This is a genomic window from Frigoribacterium sp. AC512 (genome assembly GCF_979258295.1).
The window spans coordinates 1,220,966-1,240,308 of sequence record NZ_OZ409850.1; the positions used below are offsets into that span (position 1 = coordinate 1,220,966).

The 19,343-nt window shown below is 72.2% G+C and carries 17 protein-coding genes; 14 read left to right on the forward strand and 3 right to left on the reverse strand.

Features of this window, described 5'->3' with window-relative positions; all coding sequences use genetic code 11:
• The first annotated feature begins 5 nt into the window (after nucleotides 1-5).
• Entirely contained in the window at nucleotides 6-773 is a 768-nt protein-coding gene (gene recO / locus ACZZ97_RS05575) for a DNA repair protein RecO (RefSeq protein ID WP_192041824.1), read from the forward strand.
• Entirely contained in the window at nucleotides 770-1,615 is an 846-nt protein-coding gene (locus tag ACZZ97_RS05580; RefSeq protein ID WP_314101432.1) for an isoprenyl transferase, read from the forward strand. Before recO ends, ACZZ97_RS05580 begins: the two co-directional genes overlap by 4 nt.
• Here the strand turns inward: ACZZ97_RS05580 and ACZZ97_RS05585 are convergent.
• Together ACZZ97_RS05585 and ACZZ97_RS05590 are read right to left on the reverse strand one after the other, a co-directional pair.
• A complete protein-coding gene (locus tag ACZZ97_RS05585) occupies nucleotides 1,612-2,289 on the reverse strand; it encodes a hypothetical protein (protein WP_314101430.1) in 678 nt (225 codons plus the stop codon). The genes ACZZ97_RS05580 and ACZZ97_RS05585 overlap by 4 nt on opposite strands.
• A 32-nt stretch (nucleotides 2,290-2,321) precedes the next feature.
• A complete protein-coding gene (locus ACZZ97_RS05590) occupies nucleotides 2,322-3,284 on the reverse strand; it encodes a LysR family transcriptional regulator (RefSeq protein WP_463472527.1) in 963 nt (320 codons plus the stop codon).
• An 81-nt stretch (nucleotides 3,285-3,365) separates the two neighbouring features.
• Here ACZZ97_RS05590 and ACZZ97_RS05595 point away from each other — a divergent pair, with 81 nt between their 5' ends.
• The 5 genes from ACZZ97_RS05595 (at nucleotide 3,366) to ACZZ97_RS05615 (ending at nucleotide 8,419) form a co-directional block, all read left to right on the forward strand.
• Nucleotides 3,366-4,430, forward strand: coding sequence for an aminotransferase class V-fold PLP-dependent enzyme (locus tag ACZZ97_RS05595; RefSeq protein ID WP_314101424.1), 1,065 nt, complete (start codon nucleotides 3,366-3,368; stop codon nucleotides 4,428-4,430).
• Nucleotides 4,431-4,593: 163 nt separating this feature from the next.
• Nucleotides 4,594-5,979 carry a glycine--tRNA ligase gene (locus tag ACZZ97_RS05600; protein ID WP_192041819.1) on the forward strand — a complete coding sequence of 462 codons (1,386 nt, stop codon included), beginning with the start codon at nucleotides 4,594-4,596 and terminating at the stop codon, nucleotides 5,977-5,979.
• 576 nt (nucleotides 5,980-6,555) lie between these two features.
• Complete coding sequence (locus ACZZ97_RS05605) at nucleotides 6,556-7,521, forward strand: hypothetical protein (RefSeq protein ID WP_463472528.1); 966 nt, start codon at nucleotides 6,556-6,558, stop codon at nucleotides 7,519-7,521.
• Nucleotides 7,518-8,255, forward strand: coding sequence for a DsbA family oxidoreductase (locus ACZZ97_RS05610; RefSeq protein WP_463472529.1), 738 nt, complete (start codon nucleotides 7,518-7,520; stop codon nucleotides 8,253-8,255). The genes ACZZ97_RS05605 and ACZZ97_RS05610 overlap by 4 nt, the downstream gene beginning before the upstream one ends.
• Complete coding sequence (locus ACZZ97_RS05615) at nucleotides 8,252-8,419, forward strand: hypothetical protein (RefSeq protein ID WP_463472530.1); 168 nt, start codon at nucleotides 8,252-8,254, stop codon at nucleotides 8,417-8,419. Before ACZZ97_RS05610 ends, ACZZ97_RS05615 begins: the two co-directional genes overlap by 4 nt.
• Here the strand turns inward: ACZZ97_RS05615 and ACZZ97_RS05620 are convergent.
• Entirely contained in the window at nucleotides 8,409-8,942 is a 534-nt protein-coding gene (locus tag ACZZ97_RS05620) for an aminoacyl-tRNA deacylase (RefSeq protein WP_463472531.1), read from the reverse strand. The genes ACZZ97_RS05615 and ACZZ97_RS05620 overlap by 11 nt on opposite strands.
• A 50-nt stretch (nucleotides 8,943-8,992) precedes the next feature.
• Between ACZZ97_RS05620 and dusB the strand changes: the two genes are divergently transcribed.
• From dusB to ACZZ97_RS05655, 7 genes are all read left to right on the forward strand, one after another.
• Nucleotides 8,993-10,114: a tRNA dihydrouridine synthase DusB gene (dusB, locus tag ACZZ97_RS05625; RefSeq protein ID WP_463473765.1), complete on the forward strand. Its 1,122-nt coding sequence runs from the start codon at nucleotides 8,993-8,995 to the stop codon at nucleotides 10,112-10,114.
• A gap of 116 nt (nucleotides 10,115-10,230) precedes the next feature.
• Nucleotides 10,231-11,502, forward strand: coding sequence for a deoxyguanosinetriphosphate triphosphohydrolase (locus tag ACZZ97_RS05630; protein ID WP_314102030.1), 1,272 nt, complete (start codon nucleotides 10,231-10,233; stop codon nucleotides 11,500-11,502).
• 55 nt (nucleotides 11,503-11,557) lie between these two features.
• Entirely contained in the window at nucleotides 11,558-13,468 is a 1,911-nt protein-coding gene (gene dnaG / locus ACZZ97_RS05635; RefSeq protein ID WP_463472532.1) for a DNA primase, read from the forward strand.
• A gap of 252 nt (nucleotides 13,469-13,720) precedes the next feature.
• On the forward strand, nucleotides 13,721-15,346 hold the full coding sequence (locus ACZZ97_RS05640; RefSeq protein ID WP_314102028.1) for an ABC transporter substrate-binding protein: 1,626 nt from the start codon (nucleotides 13,721-13,723) through the stop codon (nucleotides 15,344-15,346).
• Nucleotides 15,347-15,473: 127 nt separating this feature from the next.
• Entirely contained in the window at nucleotides 15,474-16,553 is a 1,080-nt protein-coding gene (locus ACZZ97_RS05645; RefSeq protein WP_369878212.1) for an ABC transporter permease, read from the forward strand.
• A gap of 2 nt (nucleotides 16,554-16,555) precedes the next feature.
• Nucleotides 16,556-17,596 carry an ABC transporter permease gene (locus ACZZ97_RS05650; RefSeq protein ID WP_314102026.1) on the forward strand — a complete coding sequence of 347 codons (1,041 nt, stop codon included), beginning with the start codon at nucleotides 16,556-16,558 and terminating at the stop codon, nucleotides 17,594-17,596.
• Nucleotides 17,593-19,341: a dipeptide ABC transporter ATP-binding protein gene (locus tag ACZZ97_RS05655; protein ID WP_463472533.1), complete on the forward strand. Its 1,749-nt coding sequence runs from the start codon at nucleotides 17,593-17,595 to the stop codon at nucleotides 19,339-19,341. The genes ACZZ97_RS05650 and ACZZ97_RS05655 overlap by 4 nt, the downstream gene beginning before the upstream one ends.
• Nucleotides 19,342-19,343: the final 2 nt, after the last annotated feature.

Consider the following 19,343-nt stretch of genomic DNA (forward strand, 5'->3'; position numbering starts at 1 on the left):
GCCGAGTGCCTGTGTACCGAGATGAATGCGTGGTGCTGCGCACCCACAAGCTGGGTGAGGCGGACCGCATCCTCACCATGCTCAGCCGCCAGCACGGCAAGATCCGGGCCGTGGCCAAGGGGGTCCGACGCACCGGGTCGAAGTTCGGCTCGCGTCTCGAGCCGATGATGGTGGCGGACGTGCAGCTCTACGAAGGCCGATCGCTCGACGTGGTGACCCAGGCCGAGTCGCTGGGCTCCTACGGTGCCCTGATCGCCGCCGACTACGCGAGCTACACGGCCGGGAGCGTCATGGTCGAGACGGCCGACAAGCTGACAGACGCCGAGGCCGGCCTGCAGCAGTACCTCCTCCTCGTCGGCGCCCTGCGGTCGCTGAGCCGGCGGGAGCACGCCCCCCAGCTGACCCTCGACTCCTACCTGCTCCGCGCGCTCAGCATCGCCGGCTGGTCGCCGAGCTTCGGCGACTGCGCCGTGTCGGGCGCGCCGGGTCCGCACTCGGCGTTCGTGGTGCAGCTCGGGGGAGTCGTGGCCGACGAGCACGCGCCTCCGGGGGCTCCGCGACTCGCGCCTCCTGCGCTCGGGCTGCTCTCGGCGCTGCTGACCGGCGACTGGGAGGCGGCCGACGCGACCCCGGACGCGACCCGCAACCAGGCGAGCGGCGTCGTCGCCGCGTACACGCAGTGGCACCTCGAGCGCGGCCTCCGCTCGCTCCAGCACATCGACCGAGAGCCCGGCCGGGCACTGCCCGCCGCCGCCAGGGAAGGCACCCCGTGAAGAAGACCCACCGCGACGCCGTCGACTGGCGCCCCGTCGACTGGACGGGCCTTTACCCGCCCGAGCTGCCCCGGGGCGCCGTCCCCGAGCACGTCGCGATCGTCATGGACGGCAACGGGCGATGGGCGAACGCGCGGGGCCTGTCCCGTGTCGAGGGCCACAAGCAGGGCGAGGCCTCGCTGCTCGACGTCGTCGCGGGCGCCATCCAGCTCGGCGTGAAGCACCTCAGCGTCTACGCCTTCTCGACCGAGAACTGGAAGCGCTCGCCCGACGAGGTGAAGTTCCTCATGGGCTTCAACCGCGACGTCCTGCACCGGAGGCGCGACCAGCTGAACGCGTGGGGCGTGCGCGTCCGCTGGGCGGGCCGCAAGCCGCGCCTGTGGGGCTCCGTGATCAAGGAGCTGCAGTACGCCGAGGAGCTCACGCGCGACAACGACGTGCTGACCCTCACGATGTGCGTCAACTACGGCGGACGCACCGAGATCGCCGACGCCGTGCGCGCCATCGCCGAGGACGTGGCGGCGGGTCGCGTCAAGCCGTCGGGTGTCAGCGAGAAGCTCATCCAGCGGCACCTGTACGCGCCCGAGCTGCCCGACGTCGACCTCTTCGTCCGCAGCTCGGGCGAGCAGCGGACGAGCAACTTCCTGCTGTGGCAGTCGGCCTACGCGGAGATGGTGTTCCTCGACCGGCTCTGGCCCGACTTCACGAGGACCGACCTCTGGGAGGCGGTGGTCACGTACGCCAGGCGCTCTCGTCGCTTCGGCGGGGCCGTCGACGCGCCGACTCCGGCCGAGGCCGGTGGTACGGGAACGGGTCCGAGCACCGGCGGCACCAGCGCCTAGAACTGGATGTTCGCGCCCAGGAAGATCCGCTCGGCGGGCCAGAGGAACTGCAGGGTGAGGGGCCCGTCGGCGGGCCGGTGGAACCAGGCGTTGGCGAACACGGCCGACTCGCCCGGCAGCAGGTACCAGGTCGCCGCGTCCGCCGGGAAGGCCGACTCGAGCGACGTCGAGTAGCCGGCGTCCGTCAGCAGGTCCTGGCCGGCGAACACGTCCTGCTGGGCGAGGTCGTTGCCGTAGGCGGAGTAGTCGGCGCTCAGGTCGGTGAGGTCGAGACGGCGCTGGGAGTTGTTGGCCAGCACGTAGGCGGTGGCCTCGACGGTGGTTCCGGCGGGGTAGGGATCGCTGCCGTCGGGTCGCGCGTAGATGGAGGGCGCCGTGGTCGTCAGAGTGCCGACGCTGTAGACGTAGATCGTCAGGTCCTTGTAGTTGACCTGGTTGAGGAGCGTGCCGCCCGGTGCCAGCTCGTCGGGCGAGGCGCCGCTCGTCCCTCCGCCGGAGCCCGGCGCGCCCGTGACCTGGGGCTGGGGCGCCTGGGTGGCCGTGCCGCCCAGGCCCGAGCCGTCGTCGACACCGCCCTGGCCGACCGGCTGCAGGGTCGTGAGGTCGGGGAAGCAGGCGGTGAGGCCCACCAGCACGACGGCGGCGAGGCCGACGGCGGTCAGTCGTCTCTTCACGGAGCGGGCACCCTTCGTCTCGTCCGGTGAGCCTAGCTCGGGCCTGCGACGGCGCCCTGCGGCCCGACCGCCTCGAGGCCGTGCCGGTCCGGCAGCACCGCGGCCACTGCCTCCGTGAGGACGCGGATGCTGGGCACCCGCCGGGCCCCGCGGCGGTGCGCGACCGCGATCACCCGTGAAACGGACGGAGGCAGGGTGACGACCCGCACCTCCTCGGGGACCGCCGCCGACTGCAGCGACAGGCCCGGCAGCAGCGCGATCCCGAGGCCCGCCGCGACGAGGCCGAGCACGGCGAGCGCGTTGTCGGTCTCGAGGACGATGTCGGGCACGAAGTCGGCGGCGGCGCAGGTGGTGAGGAGGTGGCCGCGGCAGCGAGGGCAGCCGCCGATCCAGCGCTCGGCGTGCAGCGCCCCGAAGTCGTCGCCCTCCCCGAACGGGTGCGCGCGGGGCAGGACGAGCACGGTCCGGTCGACGAACAACGCGGCCTCGAGGAGCGAATCGGGCAGGATCTCGCGATCGGTCGCGGCCCGACCCGCGTGGCGGAACACGACCGCGGCGTCCACGGCCCCGTCGCGCAGCAGCGTCAGCGCCTCGGGCGGCTCCGCTTCGACGTAGTCGACCTGCAGTCCCGGGTGGCTGATGCGCAGCCCTGACAGGACGTCGGGCACGAGCGTCGAGGAGGCGCTCGGGAAGCCCGCGAGCCGCACCCGTCCCGAGGTCGCGCCGCCGAGGTGGTCGAGCTCCTGGCGCGCCGCGTCGAGGGCGGCCTGCACGTGGACGGCGTGCTCGGCCAGGCGCCGCCCGGCCTCGGTCAGCTCGACCCCGCGGCCCGCCCGCAGCAGGAGCGGGTGCCCCACCCGGGCCTCGGCCCGCCGCAGGTGCTGGCTGATCGCCGGCTGGCTGTAGCCCAGCTCGGCGGCGGCTGCGGTCACCGTGCCGGTGTCGGCGACGGCGCGCACGATGCGGAGGGTCAGCAGATCGAGGTCGTCGGTCATGCTCGAACCATAACGCCACGTTATGTGTGGCGTTGTCGTCCTGGTCTTGTCGTCGTGCGGCGCACGGCCCAGTCTGGGTCGATGCCCGACACGACCAGCATCCTCACCGTCCCGGAGGCGGCCTCGCGCTTCGCGAGCGGCACCGGGTACCTCGCCGCGTGCACCATGGGGCTGCCCCTGGACGAGACGCTCGCGGCCCAGCGCGACGACCTCGACCGCTGGTCCGCCGGCTCGCGCTCGCCCGTCGCCTACGGGGACGTCGTCGAGCAGGCCAGGGCCTCGTACGCGCGGCTGGTGGGCGTGCCCGTCACGAGCGTCGCCGTGGGCTCGCAGACCTCGGCCATGGTCTCCGTGGTCGCCGCGGCCGCGCCCGACGGCGCCGAGGTCGTCTGCGTCGACGGCGACTTCAGCTCGGTCGTCTACCCGTTCCTGCAGCAGGCGCACCGAGGCGTGACGGTGCGCAGCGTCCCGGTCGGCGAGCTCGCGGAGGAGGTCGGGCCCCGGACGTGGTGCGTGGCCTGGTCGGCCGTCCAGTCGGCCACCGGCGTCGTGGCCGACGACGCACGCATCCGCGCCGCGGCCGCCGCCCACGGCGTCCTCACCCTCTGCGACGTGACGCAGGCGGCCGGCGTGCTCCCTGTCGACGCCTCCACGTGGGACGTCTCGGTCGGGCACGCCTACAAGTGGCTCTGCTGCCCCCGGGGCGCGGCCTTCATGACCCTGTCCGAGCGTGCCCTGGCGGACCTGCGGCCCGTGCAGGCCGGCTGGTACGCGGGCGACTCGGTCTGGTCGTCCTGCTACGGGCCCGCGATGCACCTCGCCCACGACGCCCGGGCCTTCGACGTCTCGCCGGCCTGGCCGGCCTGGCCGGGCGCCGCGGCGGCCCTCGAGACGCTCGCCCGCCTCGACCCCGCCGAGACCTGGGCGCACGCCAGCGGACTCGGCGACGAGCTCTGCCGACGACTCGACCTGCCCGAGCAGCACCAGGCGATCGTCACGTGGACGGACGTCGACGGGCGGGCCGCGGACGCGATGGGGGAGGCGGGCCTCACGGTCTCCGCCCGGGCCGGTCGCGTGCGGGTCGCCTTCCACCTCTGGAACACGGCCGAGGACGTGGAGGCGGTCGTCGCCTCCCTGGGACGCTGACCCGGCTGGTCGAGGCGTCGAGCGTCGGGGCGTCGAGTCGTCCGGGCGTCGGGACTCGTCCGGGCGCCCGGCCGGAGCAGGCCGAGCCGCCCGCGCGGCTAGAGTTGCCGGGTACCTCGACCGCCGGGCCCCGAGCCCGGACCGATCCTCTGGAGCACACCCCGTGGCAGCACCCAACCGTCTCGATTCCGTCATCGCCCTGGCCAAGCGCCGCGGGTTCGTCTTCCAGTCGGGCGAGATCTACGGCGGGTCCCGGTCGGCCTGGGACTACGGGCCCCTCGGCGTCGCGCTCAAGGAGAACATCAAGCGCCAGTGGTGGCAGACCATGGTGCAGGGCCGCGACGACGTCGTCGGGCTCGACTCCGCCGTCATCCTGCCGCGCCAGGTGTGGGAGGCCTCCGGGCACGTCGAGGTCTTCAGCGACCCCCTGGTCGAGTCGCTGCACACCCACAAGCGCTATCGGGCCGACCACCTCCTCGAGGCGTACGAGGCCAAGCACGGCCACCCGCCCGAGAACGGCCTCGCCGACGTGCGCGACCCCGAGACCGGGCAGCCCGGGTCGTGGACCGAGCCGCAGAACTTCTCCGGCCTGCTCAAGACGTTCCTCGGGCCGGTCGACAACGAGCAGGGCATGGCGTACCTCCGGCCCGAGACGGCCCAGGGCATCTTCACCAACTTCGACAACATCCTGCAGTCGTCGCGGATCAAGCCGCCCTTCGGCATCGGCCAGATCGGCAAGAGCTTCCGCAACGAGATCACCCCCGGCAACTTCATCTTCCGCACGCGCGAGTTCGAGCAGATGGAGATGGAGTTCTTCGTCGAGCCCGGCAGCGACGAAGAGTGGCACCAGTACTGGATCGACGCCCGCTTCCAGTGGTACGTCGACCTCGGCATCGACCCCGAGAACCTCCGCCTCTACGAGCACGCCCCCGAGAAGCTCTCGCACTACTCGAAGCGCACCGTCGACATCGAGTACCGCTTCCGGTTCGCCGGCGGTGAGTTCGGTGAGCTCGAGGGCGTCGCGAACCGCACCGACTACGACCTCAGGACGCACGCCGCCGCCTCCGGCAAGGACCTGTCGTACTTCGACCAGGCCAAGAACGAGCGCTGGACGCCGTACGTCATCGAGCCCGCAGCCGGCCTCACCCGGTCGCTCATGGCCTTCCTCGTCGACGCGTACACCGAGGACGAGGCGCCCAACGCGAAGGGCGGCGTCGACAAGCGCACCGTCCTGAAGCTCGACCGTCGCCTGGCGCCGATCAAGGTCGCCGTCCTGCCCCTGAGCCGCAACGAGCAGCTGTCGCCGATGGCGCGCGGCCTCGCCGCGGACCTCCGCAAGTACTGGAACATCGACTTCGACGACGCCGGGGCGATCGGCCGTCGCTACCGTCGCCAGGACGAGATCGGCACGCCGTTCTGCGTCACGGTCGACTTCGACTCGCTCGAGGACGACGCGGTGACGGTCCGCGAGCGCGACACGATGGAGCAGCAGCGCATGCCCCTGTCGGCGCTGCGCGGGTACCTCGCGGAGCAGCTGCTCGGCGCGTAGCGCCCGTCCGGCCTGCCGGCCCGCCGGGCCCGTTCGGCCCGCCGGGCCCGTTCGGCCCGCCGGGCCCGTTCGGCCCGCCGGGCCCGTTCGGCGCGCCGGGCCCTTTCGGCCCGCCGGGTCTGTCCGGCCGTCCGGGCCGCCCATCCGGGCCTGGGCCCCGCCGCCGATCGCCGGTCGGCAACTCCTGACCTGTGCTCCGTCACCGTCGCACGCGACGGGGTCGCACGCGACTGCCCGTGCTCGTCGCAGGAGTTGCCGACGCTGGCTGCTCCGCGGCTCGCACGGCTCGCAGTCTGTACGACCGAGGTCCACGGGGAGGGGCTCGGGCTGCCGGTTCGCCGCCCGCAGTCGGCAACTCCTGATCGTGGGCGCCCGAGGGGCTGCGACGCCGCAGGTCTGTGCGCCGGGCGATGCGTTCCTCAGGAGTTGCCGACGTGCCCGGGCGCGGCCCGGGCTCGGGGCGCCTGCCGGCAGCGTCGCGGGTGCGTCCTCCCCGCCGCCGAGCGGTGGTCGTCTCGTCCACACGCTGGCCCTCGAGCCCCGCGCCGCGAGCATCCGGGCGACCATCCTCGGGGGATGACGACGATCCGAGAGCTGGTGTCCGCGGCCGGCGGGTTGCTGCACAAGCGCGACCTCGTGGGCCACGGGGCCACGGACCGACACCTCACGGCGGCGGTGCGGGCTCGCGAAGTCCGGCGTCCGAGGCGCGGGTGGTACTCGACCTGGCCGTCCACCGACCCGAGGTTCGTCGCCGCCGCGGTCGGGGGCAGGCTGACCGGGGCGGCCGCGCTCGCTCTCCTCGGTGCGTGGGCGTGGGATCGCCGTCCCCCCGAGGTCGTGGTCTCCGTGCCCCGCACCGCGTCGCGCCTGAGGCGCCGTCGCGGCGTGCGCGTCGTGTGGGACGGAGCAGACGTGATCGATCGGGGCGGCACCGCGACCGTCGACCCGCGCGACGCCCTTGCCCGCGCCGTGGTCGAGGCGTCCTCTTTCGAGGACGCGGTCGTCCTCGCAGACTGGGCCCGCTCCGTCGAGCTGATCACCGAGGCGGACGACCGAGAAGTCCTGGGGCGGCACCGGGCGGACGCGTCGGGGCTGGCCGACTGGAGCGACGTCGGCGCACAGAGCATCCTCGAGAGCGCGGCGGGCACGCGCCTGCGCCGGGCGGGCCGCGTGGTCGAGCGTCAGGTCGTCGTGGGGCCGCGGGGCGAGGCGGTCGACCACGTCGTCGACGGGACCGCATCGCTCGAGACGGACGGTCGCGAGCACCACGCCGACCACTTCGAGCGAGATCGACGGAAGGACCTCCTGACGATCGCGGCCGGATTCGTGCCGTGCCGGGTCAGCTACCGGCAGGTGCGCGAGGAGTGGGCGGCGGTGCAGGAGGCGGTGGACAGGCTGGTGGGGCTCGCCGGCGGCCCGCAGCCCTCCGGGCACCCCGAGGCGCGGCTGCCGCGCGTGCTGGGCGCGAGGGGCCAGCGCCGCTGGAGGCTGGGGCATGACCTGGGAATGCCTCGGACCCGCACCGACTTTGCCCTGTCGTGACCGACACGACCACCGCCTCCTCTTCCCCCGCCAGCTCCCCGATCAAGGTCGACGTCTGGAGCGACATCGCCTGCCCGTGGTGCTACATCGGCAAGCGGAAGTTCGAGGACGCGGCGGCGCGGTTCGACGGTGAGGTCGAGGTCGAGTACCACTCCTTCGAGCTGTCGCCCGACACCCCGGTCGACTTCGAGGGTGACGAGGTCGATTTCCTCGCGAAGCACAAGGGCATGCCGGCCGAGCAGGTGCGCGGCATGCTCGACCAGGTCACCGGCGTCGCCGCCGAGGTCGGGCTCGCCTACGACTTCGCGTCGCTGCACCACACGAACACGGTGAAGGCGCACCAGCTGCTGCACTTCGCCAAGGCGCGCGGGCTGCAGCTCGAGATGACCGAGCGGCTGCTGGCCGCCTACTTCGTCGAGGGCCGTCACGTGGGCCGCGTCGCCGACCTCGGCGACCTGGCCGCCGAGGTCGGCCTGGACCGCGCCGAGGTCGTCGCGGCCCTCGAGTCCGACCAGCACCTCGCCGACGTACGCGCCGACCAGCAGCAGGCGCAGGCGTTCGGCATCACGGGCGTGCCCTTCTTCGTGCTCGAGGGCAAGTACGGGATCTCGGGCGCCCAGGCGCCCGAGGCCTTCCTCGGCGCCCTGCAGCAGGTGCAGTCCGAGGTCGCCGCGGCGAGCGGCACCGCGTCCTCGCCGGGCGCGGCCGCGACCGGGACGGACACCGTCCGATGAGCCCGTTCGCCATGCTCGGCGACGCGGACGCTCTCGCGTGTGAAGGCGACGCGTGCCTGCTGCCGGCGGCGGTCGCCACCGTCCGTGCCCTGACCCCGGGCGCATCACCGGCCGAGGTCGGGCCCGAGTCGGACCCGGCCCCGGAGGCGGCGGTCAGTCGCTGATGTCCGCCACGGTCGCGGAGTACGCCTCGATGAGCTCGTCCGCCTCGACGAACGCGCTCAGGCCGTGCCCGCCGGCGCCCATGGCCACTCGACGCCCGACGATCCGTTCGTCGGCCACGACGGGCCAGGCGGTCGAGCTGCCGACGGGAGTGATGGTGCCGCGCTCGAAGCCAGTCGCGTCGAGGGCGACCTCGGCGGCAGGCATCGAGAGCTTGTTGACCCCGACGACGGTCCGCAGCTTGCGCCACGAGATCTGTCGATCGCCGGGGACGAGCGCGAACAGGAACGACCCGTCGTGCCGCTTCACCACGAGGCTCTTGACGACCGAGGCCGGGTCGACCCCCAGCAGGGCCGCCGCCGCCTCGAGGCTCTCCGCGGCCGGGCGCGCGACGATCTCGACGGCGAGGCCGCGTTCTGCGGCGTCGGCGAGGAGGCGCTGCGTGCCTCGCCCCTGCACGTCGTCTGGCCCTACGACGTCTTCCACTGGCGAACCGTCGGAGGCTGTCGGGGCAGGATCGCTCATGGGAGAATCGTACCGATGACCACCACCACCTTGCCTTCCCCGGCCTCTCGATCGGACCGATCGACGTGGCCTCGCCCGTCGTGCTCGCGCCGATGGCCGGCATCACCAACACGGCCTACCGTCGCCTGTGCCGCGAGCACGGGGCCGGGCTGTACGTCAGCGAGATGATCACGAGCCGCGCCCTCGTCGAGCGCACCCCCGAGTCGATGCGGCTGATCACGCACCACGAGAGCGAGACGCCCCGCAGCATCCAGCTCTACGGCGTCGAGCCGAACACCGTCGCGGAGGCGGTCACCATGCTGGTCGCCGAGGACCGCGCGGACCACATCGACCTCAACTTCGGCTGCCCCGTGGCGAAGGTGACGCGGCGCGGCGGGGGAGCGGCCCTCCCCTGGAAGATCGGGCTCTTCCGCGAGATCGTCGAACGAGCCGTGAAGGCCGCCGGCGACGTCCCCCTGACCGTGAAGATGCGCAAGGGGATCGACGATGAGCACCTCACCTACCTCGAGGCGGGCCGGGCGGCCGAGGGCGCGGGGGTCGCGAGCGTCGCGCTGCACGCCCGTACAGCCTCCGAGTACTACTCGGGCCAGGCCGACTGGTCGGCGATCGCGAAGCTGAAGCAGACGGTCACGAGCGTGCCCGTCCTCGGCAACGGCGACATCTGGTCCGCGGCCGACGCTCTCCGCATGGTCGACGAGACGGGCTGCGACGGCGTCGTCGTCGGCCGGGGCTGCCTCGGGCGCCCGTGGCTCTTCGGCGACCTCGCGGCCGCGTTCCGCGGCGAGGAGCAGAAGGCCGAGCCGGCCCTCGGCGAGGTGGCCGCGGCGTTCCGCCGGCACGCCGAGCTCCTGGTCGAGTTCTACGACGGCGACGAGCCGCACGCCTGCCGCGACATCCGCAAGCACGTCGCGTGGTACTTCAAGGGCTACCCCGTGGGCGGCGACACGCGTGCCGCCCTGGCGGCTGTCGAGTCCCTGCAGCAGATGGACGACCTGCTGGCGACGCTCGACGCCGCTCAGCCGTACCCCGGCGACGCGGCCGAGGGCCCGCGAGGCCGCGCCGGCAGCCCGAAGCGGCCATCGCTGCCCGACCGCTGGCTCGAGAGCCGTGAGCTCGACGAGGCGTTCCGCGGCGAGCTCGTGGCCGCCGAGCTGCACCACAGCGGGGGCTGAGGCGTGGCCTCCTCGACGTCCGCCAGTCCCACCTCCTCGATCTCATCCACCACAGCATCAGCGATCGCGGCCGAACTCGCCACAGCACCCGCACCCGTCAGCCTGAGAGGCCCCCGGTGACCACTGCCTCCCTGCACGGCGTCGGCGTCGACTACGCCCCCGCCGACTCCGAGCGCTGGCTGCCCGAGCAGCACTCGAACCGCCGGAGCGACTTCGCCCGCGACCGGGCACGCCTGCTGCACTCGAGCGCGCTCCGGCGCCTCGCCGCAAAGACGCAGGTGCTGAGCCCGACCGCGGGGCTCGACTTCGCCCGCAACCGCCTGACGCACTCGCTCGAGGTGGCGCAGGTCGGCCGCGAGCTCGCGACGAGCCTGGGCCTCGACCCCGACGTCGTCGACACCGCGTGCCTGGCCCACGACCTGGGCCACCCGCCCTTCGGGCACAACGGCGAGCGGGCGCTGAACGAGTGGTCCTCGTCCATCGGCGGCTTCGAGGGCAACGCCCAGACCCTGCGGCTGCTCACCCGCATCGAGCCGAAGGTCATCGACGCGACGGGTCGCAGCTTCGGCCTCAACCTGACCCGTGCCAGCCTCGACGCGAGCTGCAAGTACCCGTGGCCGGCGGCGCAGGGCGTCCCCGACCCCGGCGGGCGCATGAAGTTCGGCTTCTACGACGACGACACGGCCGCCTTCGCGTGGCTGCGGGCGGGCGCTCCGCGCCGTCGCCGCTGCATCGAGGCGCAGGTGATGGACCTCTCCGACGACATCGCCTACTCCGTGCACGACTTCGAGGACGCCGTGGTCAACGGCTACGTCGACGTGTCGAGCCTGGGGTCGCCCGACGGCCACGAGGCCCTCGTCACGGCCATGCACGCGTGGGTCGGCGGCGAGCTCAGCCGGGACGAGCTCGAGGAGGCCTTCGACCGCCTCCGCCGCCAGCCCTTCTGGCTCCGTTCCTACGACGGCGGCCGTCTCGACCAGGCCCGCCTGAAGAACCTGACCAGTCAGCTGATCGGCCGTTTCGCCGGCTCAGCGACGCAGTCCACGCGCGAGTCGTACGCCGAGCAGTCGCTCATCCGGTTCAGCGCGAGCATGGTCATCTCGCCCGACGTCATCGGCGAGATCGCGGTGCTCAAGGGCATCACGGCGGCCTTCGTGATGACGCAGGGCCACCGCCAGCCGATCTACGAGCGTCAGCGCGAGGTCCTGACGACCCTGTCCGACGCCCTCTGGGCGACGGGCGACTCCGAGCTCGACCCCGGCTTCCGTGCCGACTGGGCCGTCGCCGACGACGATGCCGGCAGGAGGCGCGTGGTCGTCGACCAGGTCGCCTCCCTGACCGACCAGAGCGCCGTCAGCTGGCACGACCGTCTCGTCGGCGCACGATGACCGGTCCTGTCAGCCGCCCCGTGACCCGGCCCGAGCTCCGAGGAGGGACCGCCCCGTGCCCGGCCTGATCAGACGCGACGACATCGACGAGGTGCGCTCGCGGACGAACATCGCCGACGTCGTCGGCGACCACGTCACGCTCAAGGGCGCCGGAGTCGGCTCGCTGAAGGGCCTCTGCCCGTTCCACGACGAGCGCAGCCCGAGCTTCCACGTGCGCCCCCAGGTCGGTCGGTACCACTGCTTCGGCTGCGGTGAGGACGGCGACGTCTACAGCTTCGTCATGAAGACCGACCACACGACGTTCCAGGAGGCGGTCGAGCGGCTGGCGAGCCGCATCGGCTTCACCCTGCGCTACGAGGACGGCGGCAAGGCGAGCGACCACGGCGGCCGCGCGCGCCTCATCGCCGCGAACGAGGCCGCGCGGGAGTTCTTCGCCCAGCACCTCACCGCCGCGGACGCGGACCCGGCCCGTCGGTTCCTCGGCGAGCGCGGTTTCGACCCTGCGGCGGCCGAGCGCTTCGGCGTGGGGTTCGCCCCCAAGTCGTTCGACGCCCTGCGCTCGCACCTCAAGGGCGTGGGCTTCGCCGACGAGGAGCTCGTGACGGCCGGGTTGCTGAGCCAGGGCGACCGCAGCCCCTACGACCGTTTCCGGGGCCGTCTCGTGTGGCCGATCCGCGACGTCACCGGGTCGACCATCGGCTTCGGGGCCAGGCGGCTCCTCGACGACGACAAGGGCCCGAAGTACCTGAACACGCCCGAGACGCCGCTCTACCACAAGTCGCAGGTGCTCTACGGGCTCGACCTCGCCCGCCGTGACATCGCGAAGGGCAAGCAGGTCGTCATCGTCGAGGGCTACACCGACGTGATGGCGTGCCACCTCGCGGGCGTGACGACCGCCGTCGCGACCTGCGGCACCTCCTTCGGCGTGGACCACATCAAGCTCCTGCGGCCGATGCTGGGCGAGAGCGCGGGGCACGACCTCTCGGCGCTCGGCCAGGTCGTCTTCACGTTCGATCCCGACGAGGCCGGCCAGAAGGCCGCGTCCCGGGCCTTCGCCGAGGAGCAGCGGTTCCAGACGCAGACGTTCGTCGCCCTCCCGCCCGAGGGCCTGGACCCCTGCGACCTGCGGCTCGCGAGGGGGGACGACGCCGTCCGGCGCATGATCGACACCCGTCGACCGATGTTCGAGTTCATGATCCAGCGCAGCGTCGTGGGGTTCGACCTCGAGACGGTCGAGGGCCGTGCGAGCGCGGTGCGGGCAGCTGCCCCGGCCGTCGCGTCCATCCGCGACAACTCGATCCGTCTCGGCTACGCGCGGTTCCTCGCAAAGGCGGTCGGAGAGGACACGGAGAGCGTCGTCGAGGTCGTGACGTCCGTGATGCGCCAGGCGCAGGCCGTCGCGGCGGCACCTCGTGCCCTGCCGGCCAACGCCTCCGAGGGGCGCCAGTCCATCACGAGCCTGCCGCCCCTGCCCGACGAGCCGGCTGGCCCCAGCCTCATGACGCTGCCCGGCGACCTGACGACCCGCACCGAGCGCGACGCGGTCATGGCGATGCTGCAGCACCCCGACGCCGTGGGCTTCGAGCTGATGAGGCGCGCGGTCCAGGCGCGTCTCGAGACCACTTCGCTGGCGGTGGTGCGCGACGCCATCGGCGCGAGCCTCGACAAGTTCGGCGAGGCCTCCTGGCTCGACGTCGTGCTGGACCAGACGCCCGCGCCGTTCGACGCCCTGGCGAAGGAGCTGGCGGTCGCGCCGATCCCGGAGCGCCAGGACAGGGAGATCACGACCTACTGCCGTGGCATCGTCGTGTCGATCGTCGAGCGGGACCTGATCAGGGAGAAGTCGGAGCTGATGGGCCGGTCGTTCCGCACGGACGTCAAGACCGACCCCGACAAGTGGCGTGAGATCCAGGTGCAGCTCGCCGCCCTCGAGGTCGAGCGGAGAGCGCTGACCGCCGAGCTGTGAGGGCCGAGGGCCGTGTGACGGCCGGCCGTGTGAGCGGCGTCGACACGTCATCGACGCGTCGTCGAGATGCCCCCGAGACGTCACCGAGACGCCATCGGACCACGTGGCAAACTTCGTTGCGAGTTTGTAAACGATCGCCTATCGGTTGCAGCCGAGAGCTGACTGTGTGCTACCAATAGCTACCCCCCGTGCACTGTCGCACCCACAGCTGCGGCCTCGGGGTCCCTGCACACAGAGAAAGAGGCAACCGGAATGACATCCGACTCCAGGCTCAACCGCCGCGTCCTCGCCGTCATGGGAGGAGCAGCCGCCACGGCTCTCGTCCTGGCCGGCTGCGCCTCCGGCGGCGACGCGGCCGACGACGCGCTCAACGGCATCAGCGTCGGCACCACCGACGTCATCACCTCGCTGGACCCGGCCGGGTCGTACGACAACGGCTCGTTCGCGGTGCAGAACCAGGTCTTCGGGTTCCTCATGAACTCGCCCTACGGCAGCCCGGACGTCGAGCCCGACCTCGCCGAGTCGGCCGAGTTCACCGACCCGACCACGTACACGGTCACCCTCAAGGACGGCCTGACGTTCGCCAACGGCAACGCGCTGACCTCGAGCGACGTCAAGTTCACCTTCGACCGTCAGCTGGCGATCGCGGACGACAACGGCCCCTCGTCGCTGCTCGGCAACCTCGCCAGCACCGAGGCTCCCGACGACAAGACCGTCGTCTTCACGCTGAAGGGCGCCGACCAGACCTGGCCCCAGATCCTGTCGAGCCCCGCCGGCCCCATCGTCGACGAGGACGTCTTCTCGGCGACCAGCCTGACCGCGCCGGACGACATCGTCGAGGGCAACGCCTTCTCCGGGCAGTACGCGATCACCGACTACTCCGAGAACGAGTCGATCCAGTACGCGGCCAACGAGTCCTACGACGGCGTGCTCGGCGCGGCGAAGACCGACTCGATCACGGCCACCTACTACACGGAGGAGACCGACCTCAAGCTCGCCGTGCAGGAGGGCGACGTCGACGTCGCCAACCGCAGCCTGAGCCCGACGGACCTCGCCGACCTGGCGAAGGACGACTCGCTGACCGTGCACAACGGCCCCGGCGGCGAGATCCGCTACATGGTCTTCAACTTCGACACGATGCCCTACGGCGCGACCCAGCCCGACGCCGACGCGGCGAAGTCCCTGGCCGTGCGCCAGGCCGTCGCGAGCGTCGTCGACCGCGAGGCCCTCGCCAAGGAGGTCTACAACGACACGTACACGCCGCTCTACTCGGTCGTGCCCGACGGCCTGACCGGTGCCACCAAGCCGCTCGAGTCGCTCTACGGCGACGGCCAGGGCGGCCCCGACGCCGACGCCGCGACCGCGGCGCTGTCGGCGGCCGGCGTGGACGTGCCCGTCCAGCTCGACCTGCAGTACAGCCCCGACCACTACGGCGCGTCGAGCGACGAGGAGTACGCCCTCATCAAGACGCAGCTCGAGGCGTCCGGCCTGTTCACCGTGAACCTGCAGTCGACCCTGTGGGACACCTACTCCACCGAGCGTCGCCAGGATGCCTACCCCGTCTACCAGCTCGGCTGGTTCCCCGACTTCTCGGACGCCGACAACTACCTGTCGCCGTTCTTCGTGAAGGACAACTTCGTCGGCAACCACTACGACTCGGCGGCCGTCCAGGCCCTCCTGTCGCAGGAGATCGCCGAGGAGGACGAGACGGCCCGTACGGCACTCATCGGCGACATCCAGGACGCCGTCGCGGCCGACCTGCCGACGCTGCCGCTCCTCCAGGGCACGCAGGTCGTCGTCTCAGCCAGCGACGTCCAGGGCGTCGACGACACGCTCGACCCGTCGTTCAAGTTCCGCTACGGAGCTCTCAGCCGCTAGTCGGCAGGACGACCGCCTCACGGCACGACGACGAGGGGTGCTCCGCCCACGGGCGGGGCACCCCTCGCGTCCGCCCCCGTTCCACCCAGAAAGGCACATCGACGTGACAGTGCTCACCGGCGACCAGATCGCCCCCGAGCGGCCCGCCCCCGCGGCCCCCCGACGACGCCGCGCAGGCGGCGGAGGCGGTGGTCTCGGACGCTACCTGGTGGTCAGGGCCGTCCTGATCATCCCCACCGTCTTCATCCTCGTCACGCTGGTGTTCTTCCTGATGCGCGTGGTCGGCAACCCGATCACCGCCTCGGTGGGCGACCGCCTGACGGAGGCGCAGCTCGCCGAGCGCCTCGCCGCGGCGGGCTATGACCGGCCGATCATCGTCCAGTACGTCGAGTACCTCGGGCAGATCGTGCGCCTCGACTTCGGCACGACCGCCACGGACAACCGCCAGATCAGCGACATCATCGTCACGTACGGCGCCGCGACCCTCGAGCTCGTGATCTACGCGCTCATCGTCGCGCTCGTGATCGGCATCCCGCTCGGCATGCTCGCCGCCTACCTCCGCGACCGCTGGCCCGACGCCGTGCTGCGCATCCTCGCGATCTTCGCCTACGCGACGCCCGTCTTCTTCGCGGGCCTGCTGCTGAAGCTCACCTTCTCCGTCTGGCTCGGCTGGCTGCCGCTGAGCGGGCGCGCCGACACCCGGATCGCGATCGCGCTCGGGCGCATCGAGAACCCGACGGGGATCTACATCCTGGACGCGCTGCGGCTCGGCAACTCGACGATCACGCTGAACGTCCTCAGCCACGCGGTGCTGCCCGCCCTCACGCTGGGCCTGCTCACGGCGGGCATCTTCCTCCGCCTGGTGCGGACGAACGTCATCGGCACGCTCGGCTCCGAGTACGTCGACGCCGCCCGTTCGCGTGGCGTCTCCGAGCTGCGTCTCGTGCGCAAGCACGCGCTCAAGCCGGCGCTGATCCCCATCATCACCGTGATGGGCCTGCAGATCGCCATGCTGCTCGGCGGCTCGGTGCTCACCGAGACGACCTTCGGCTGGCGCGGCCTCGGCTTCCAGCTGCAGCAGTACCTCTCGGCGCGCGACTTCGTCGCCGTGCAGGGCATCGTGGCCGTGCTCGCCGTCATCGTCGCCGTCACGAACTTCCTGGTCGACGTCATCGCGGCCCTCATCGACCCGAGAGTGAGGTACTGACCGTGTCGACCACCACCTCCGGCGTCCTGTCCGACCGGCACGAGCCCCTCTGGAAGCGCCTGCCGATCGTCGCCCACGTGCGCCGCTCGGTCGGCCTGCAGCGCGGCATGCTCGTCGCCGGGATCGTCATCTGCGTCGCGTTCGTCGTGCTCGCCGTCTTCGCCCCGCTCATCGCGCCCTACGGCTACGGCCAGCTCAGCGACGACGACGGCACGTTCGCGCGCCAGGCCGCCCCCTCGGCCCAGCACCTCTGGGGCACCACGGTCGGCGGCTACGACGTCTTCAGCCGCGTCGTCTGGGGCACCCGCACGGCGATCTCCGTCGTGGTCGTGGCGGTCGTGCTCTCGATCGTCCTCGGCGTCGTCCTCGGCCTCGTCTCCGGCTACCTCGGCGGCTGGGTCGACCGCGTGCTCGTCGTCGTGGCCGACGCCGTCTACGCGTTCCCCTCGCTGCTGCTCGCGATCGTCGTCTCGATCGTCATCAGCGGCGGCCAGTCGAGCCTCTGGGGCGGCATCCTCTCGGCGGGCATCTCGATCACCGTCGTGTTCGTGCCCCAGTACTTCCGGGTCGTCCGAGCCGAGGCCGTCCGGCTCAAGTCGGAGGCGTTCGTCGAGTCCGCCAAGGTCGTCGGCAGCAGCACGCCGCGCATCATGTTCAAGCACGTGCTCCGCAACGCGACCCGCAGCCTGCCGCTCATCCTCACGCTGAACGCGTCGGAGGCGATCCTCACCCTGGCCGCGCTCGGCTTCCTGGGCTTCGGCATCGGCCCGACGTCCGCCGCCGAGTGGGGCTACGACCTGAACCGCGCGCTCAGCGACACGGCGAGCGGCATCTGGTGGACGGGCGTGTTCCCCGGAGCGGCCATCGTCCTGATGGTGCTCGGCATCACCCTCGTGGGCGAGAGCCTCAACGACCTGGCCGACCCGCGCCTCCGGACGCGTCGCCGGGCCGGCCGCAGCAAGAAGGCAGGGCGCAGCGGCGCCGGCAGCACCACGACCACGACGGCCGCAGCGCCGGTCGAGCCGCAGGAGGCGACAGCATGACCACCGGACCGCTCGACCCGGGCGCACAGGCCGCCCAGCCCGTCCGCCACGCCGCCCACGACGTCGCCCGCGACGAGCGCGACGTGGCCGTCGGCATCACCGACCTCCGCGTGACGTTCGCGACCGACGGCGGCGACGTCGCGGCGGTCCGCGGCGTCACCCTCGACGTGCGAGCGGGCGAGGTGCTCGCCATCGTCGGCGAGTCCGGCAGCGGCAAGTCCGTGACGGCCAAGACGATCCTGCGCCTCCTGCCCGAGACGGCGGTCGCCTCCGGAGCCGTCGTGCTCTCGGGGAAGAACGTGCTCGAGATCGGCCGCGGCGCCGTGCGCGAGATGCGCGGGACCGAGGTCGCGATGGTCTTCCAGGAGCCGTCGACCGCGCTCAACCCCGTCTACACGGTGGGCTGGCAGATCGCCGAGGGCATCCGTGCCCACGGCAAGGTCGGCCGCAAGGAGGCGCGGGCGAGGGCCGTCGACATCCTGCGGAAGGTGGGCATCCCCGACCCCGAGACCCGCGTCGACTACTACCCGCACCAGTTCTCGGGCGGCCAGAAGCAGCGCGTCGTCATCGCCATGGCGCTCGTGCTGAACCCGTCGGTCATCGTCGCCGACGAGCCGACGACCGCGCTCGACGTGACCGTGCAGGCCGAGATCCTCGACCTGCTGCGCCGCTGCCGCGACGAGTTCGGCACCGCCATCGTGCTGATCACCCACAACATGGGCGTCGTGGCCGACCTGGCCGACCGGGTGGCCGTGATGTACCAGGGCGAGGTCGTCGAGCAGGCGACGTCGGAGGCGCTGTTCGCGTCCCCGCAGGACGACTACACCAAGCGTCTCCTCGGCAGCGTCCCCGTCCTCGAGCCGCGCGGCGCCCAGGTGCAGGCCGGTGAGGCCGACCGCGACGTCGTCGTGCGCGCCTCGGGCCTCGAGATCGAGTACCCGGGCCGCCTCGGCCGCGGCGGGTTCCGGGCCGTCAAGGGCGTCGACTTCTCGATCGCGAAGGGCGAGGTGCTCGGCCTCGTCGGCGAGAGCGGCTCGGGCAAGACCACCATCGGCCGTGCCATCGCCGGTCTGACCAAGGTGACCGGCGGCTCCCTCGAGGTGCTCGGCATCGAGATGAACGGCGTGCACGAGCGCGAGTTCAAGCCGCTGAGGGCCGACATCGGGTTCGTCTTCCAGGACCCGGCGTCGAGCTTCAACCCGCTGCTGACCATCGCCGAGTGCGTTGCCGAGCCCCTCATCGTGCACGGCCGCGCCGGCGACGCGGGCGCCGCGCGTCCGCGCGTCGACGAGCTGATGGAGGCGGTGCAGCTGCCCAAGGCGTTCGGGGACCGCTACCCGCACGAGCTCAGCGGCGGCCAGCGGCAGCGGGCCAGCCTCGCCCGGTCCCTGGCCCTCGAGCCGAGCCTCCTCATCGCCGACGAGCCCACGAGCGCCCTCGACGTCTCGGTGCAGGCACGCGTGCTCGAGCTCTTCCGCGAGCTGCAGGCCGACCTGGGCTTCGCGGCGCTGTTCATCAGCCACGACCTCGCCGTCGTGAACATGCTCGCCGACCGCATCGGCGTCCTGTACCACGGCGACCTCGTCGAGAGCGGGCCGAACGACCAGGTGCTCGGCGCTCCCGAGCACCCGTACACCCAGCGGCTGCTCGCCTCCCTGCCGGTGCCTGACCCGGCCGAGCAGGCGGCACGTCGTCGCCGTCTCGCCGAGCTCGACGCCCGCGCGGCGGCGGGCGAGGTAGCGTGACG

Excerpts from the sequence above, each read along its gene's own strand:
- ACZZ97_RS05640 (WP_314102028.1), top strand. The coding sequence starts at position 13,721 with ATGACATCCGACTCCAGGCTCAACCGCCGCGTCCTCGCCGTCATGGGA.
- ACZZ97_RS05655 (WP_463472533.1), top strand. The coding sequence starts at position 17,593 with ATGACCACCGGACCGCTCGACCCGGGCGCACAGGCCGCCCAGCCCGTC.
- ACZZ97_RS05590 (WP_463472527.1), bottom strand. The coding sequence starts at position 3,284 with ATGACCGACGACCTCGATCTGCTGACCCTCCGCATCGTGCGCGCCGTC.
- ACZZ97_RS05615 (WP_463472530.1), top strand. The coding sequence starts at position 8,252 with ATGAGCCCGTTCGCCATGCTCGGCGACGCGGACGCTCTCGCGTGTGAA.
- ACZZ97_RS05620 (WP_463472531.1), bottom strand. The coding sequence starts at position 8,942 with ATGAGCGATCCTGCCCCGACAGCCTCCGACGGTTCGCCAGTGGAAGAC.
- ACZZ97_RS05595 (WP_314101424.1), top strand. The coding sequence starts at position 3,366 with ATGCCCGACACGACCAGCATCCTCACCGTCCCGGAGGCGGCCTCGCGC.
- ACZZ97_RS05605 (WP_463472528.1), top strand. The coding sequence starts at position 6,556 with ATGACGACGATCCGAGAGCTGGTGTCCGCGGCCGGCGGGTTGCTGCAC.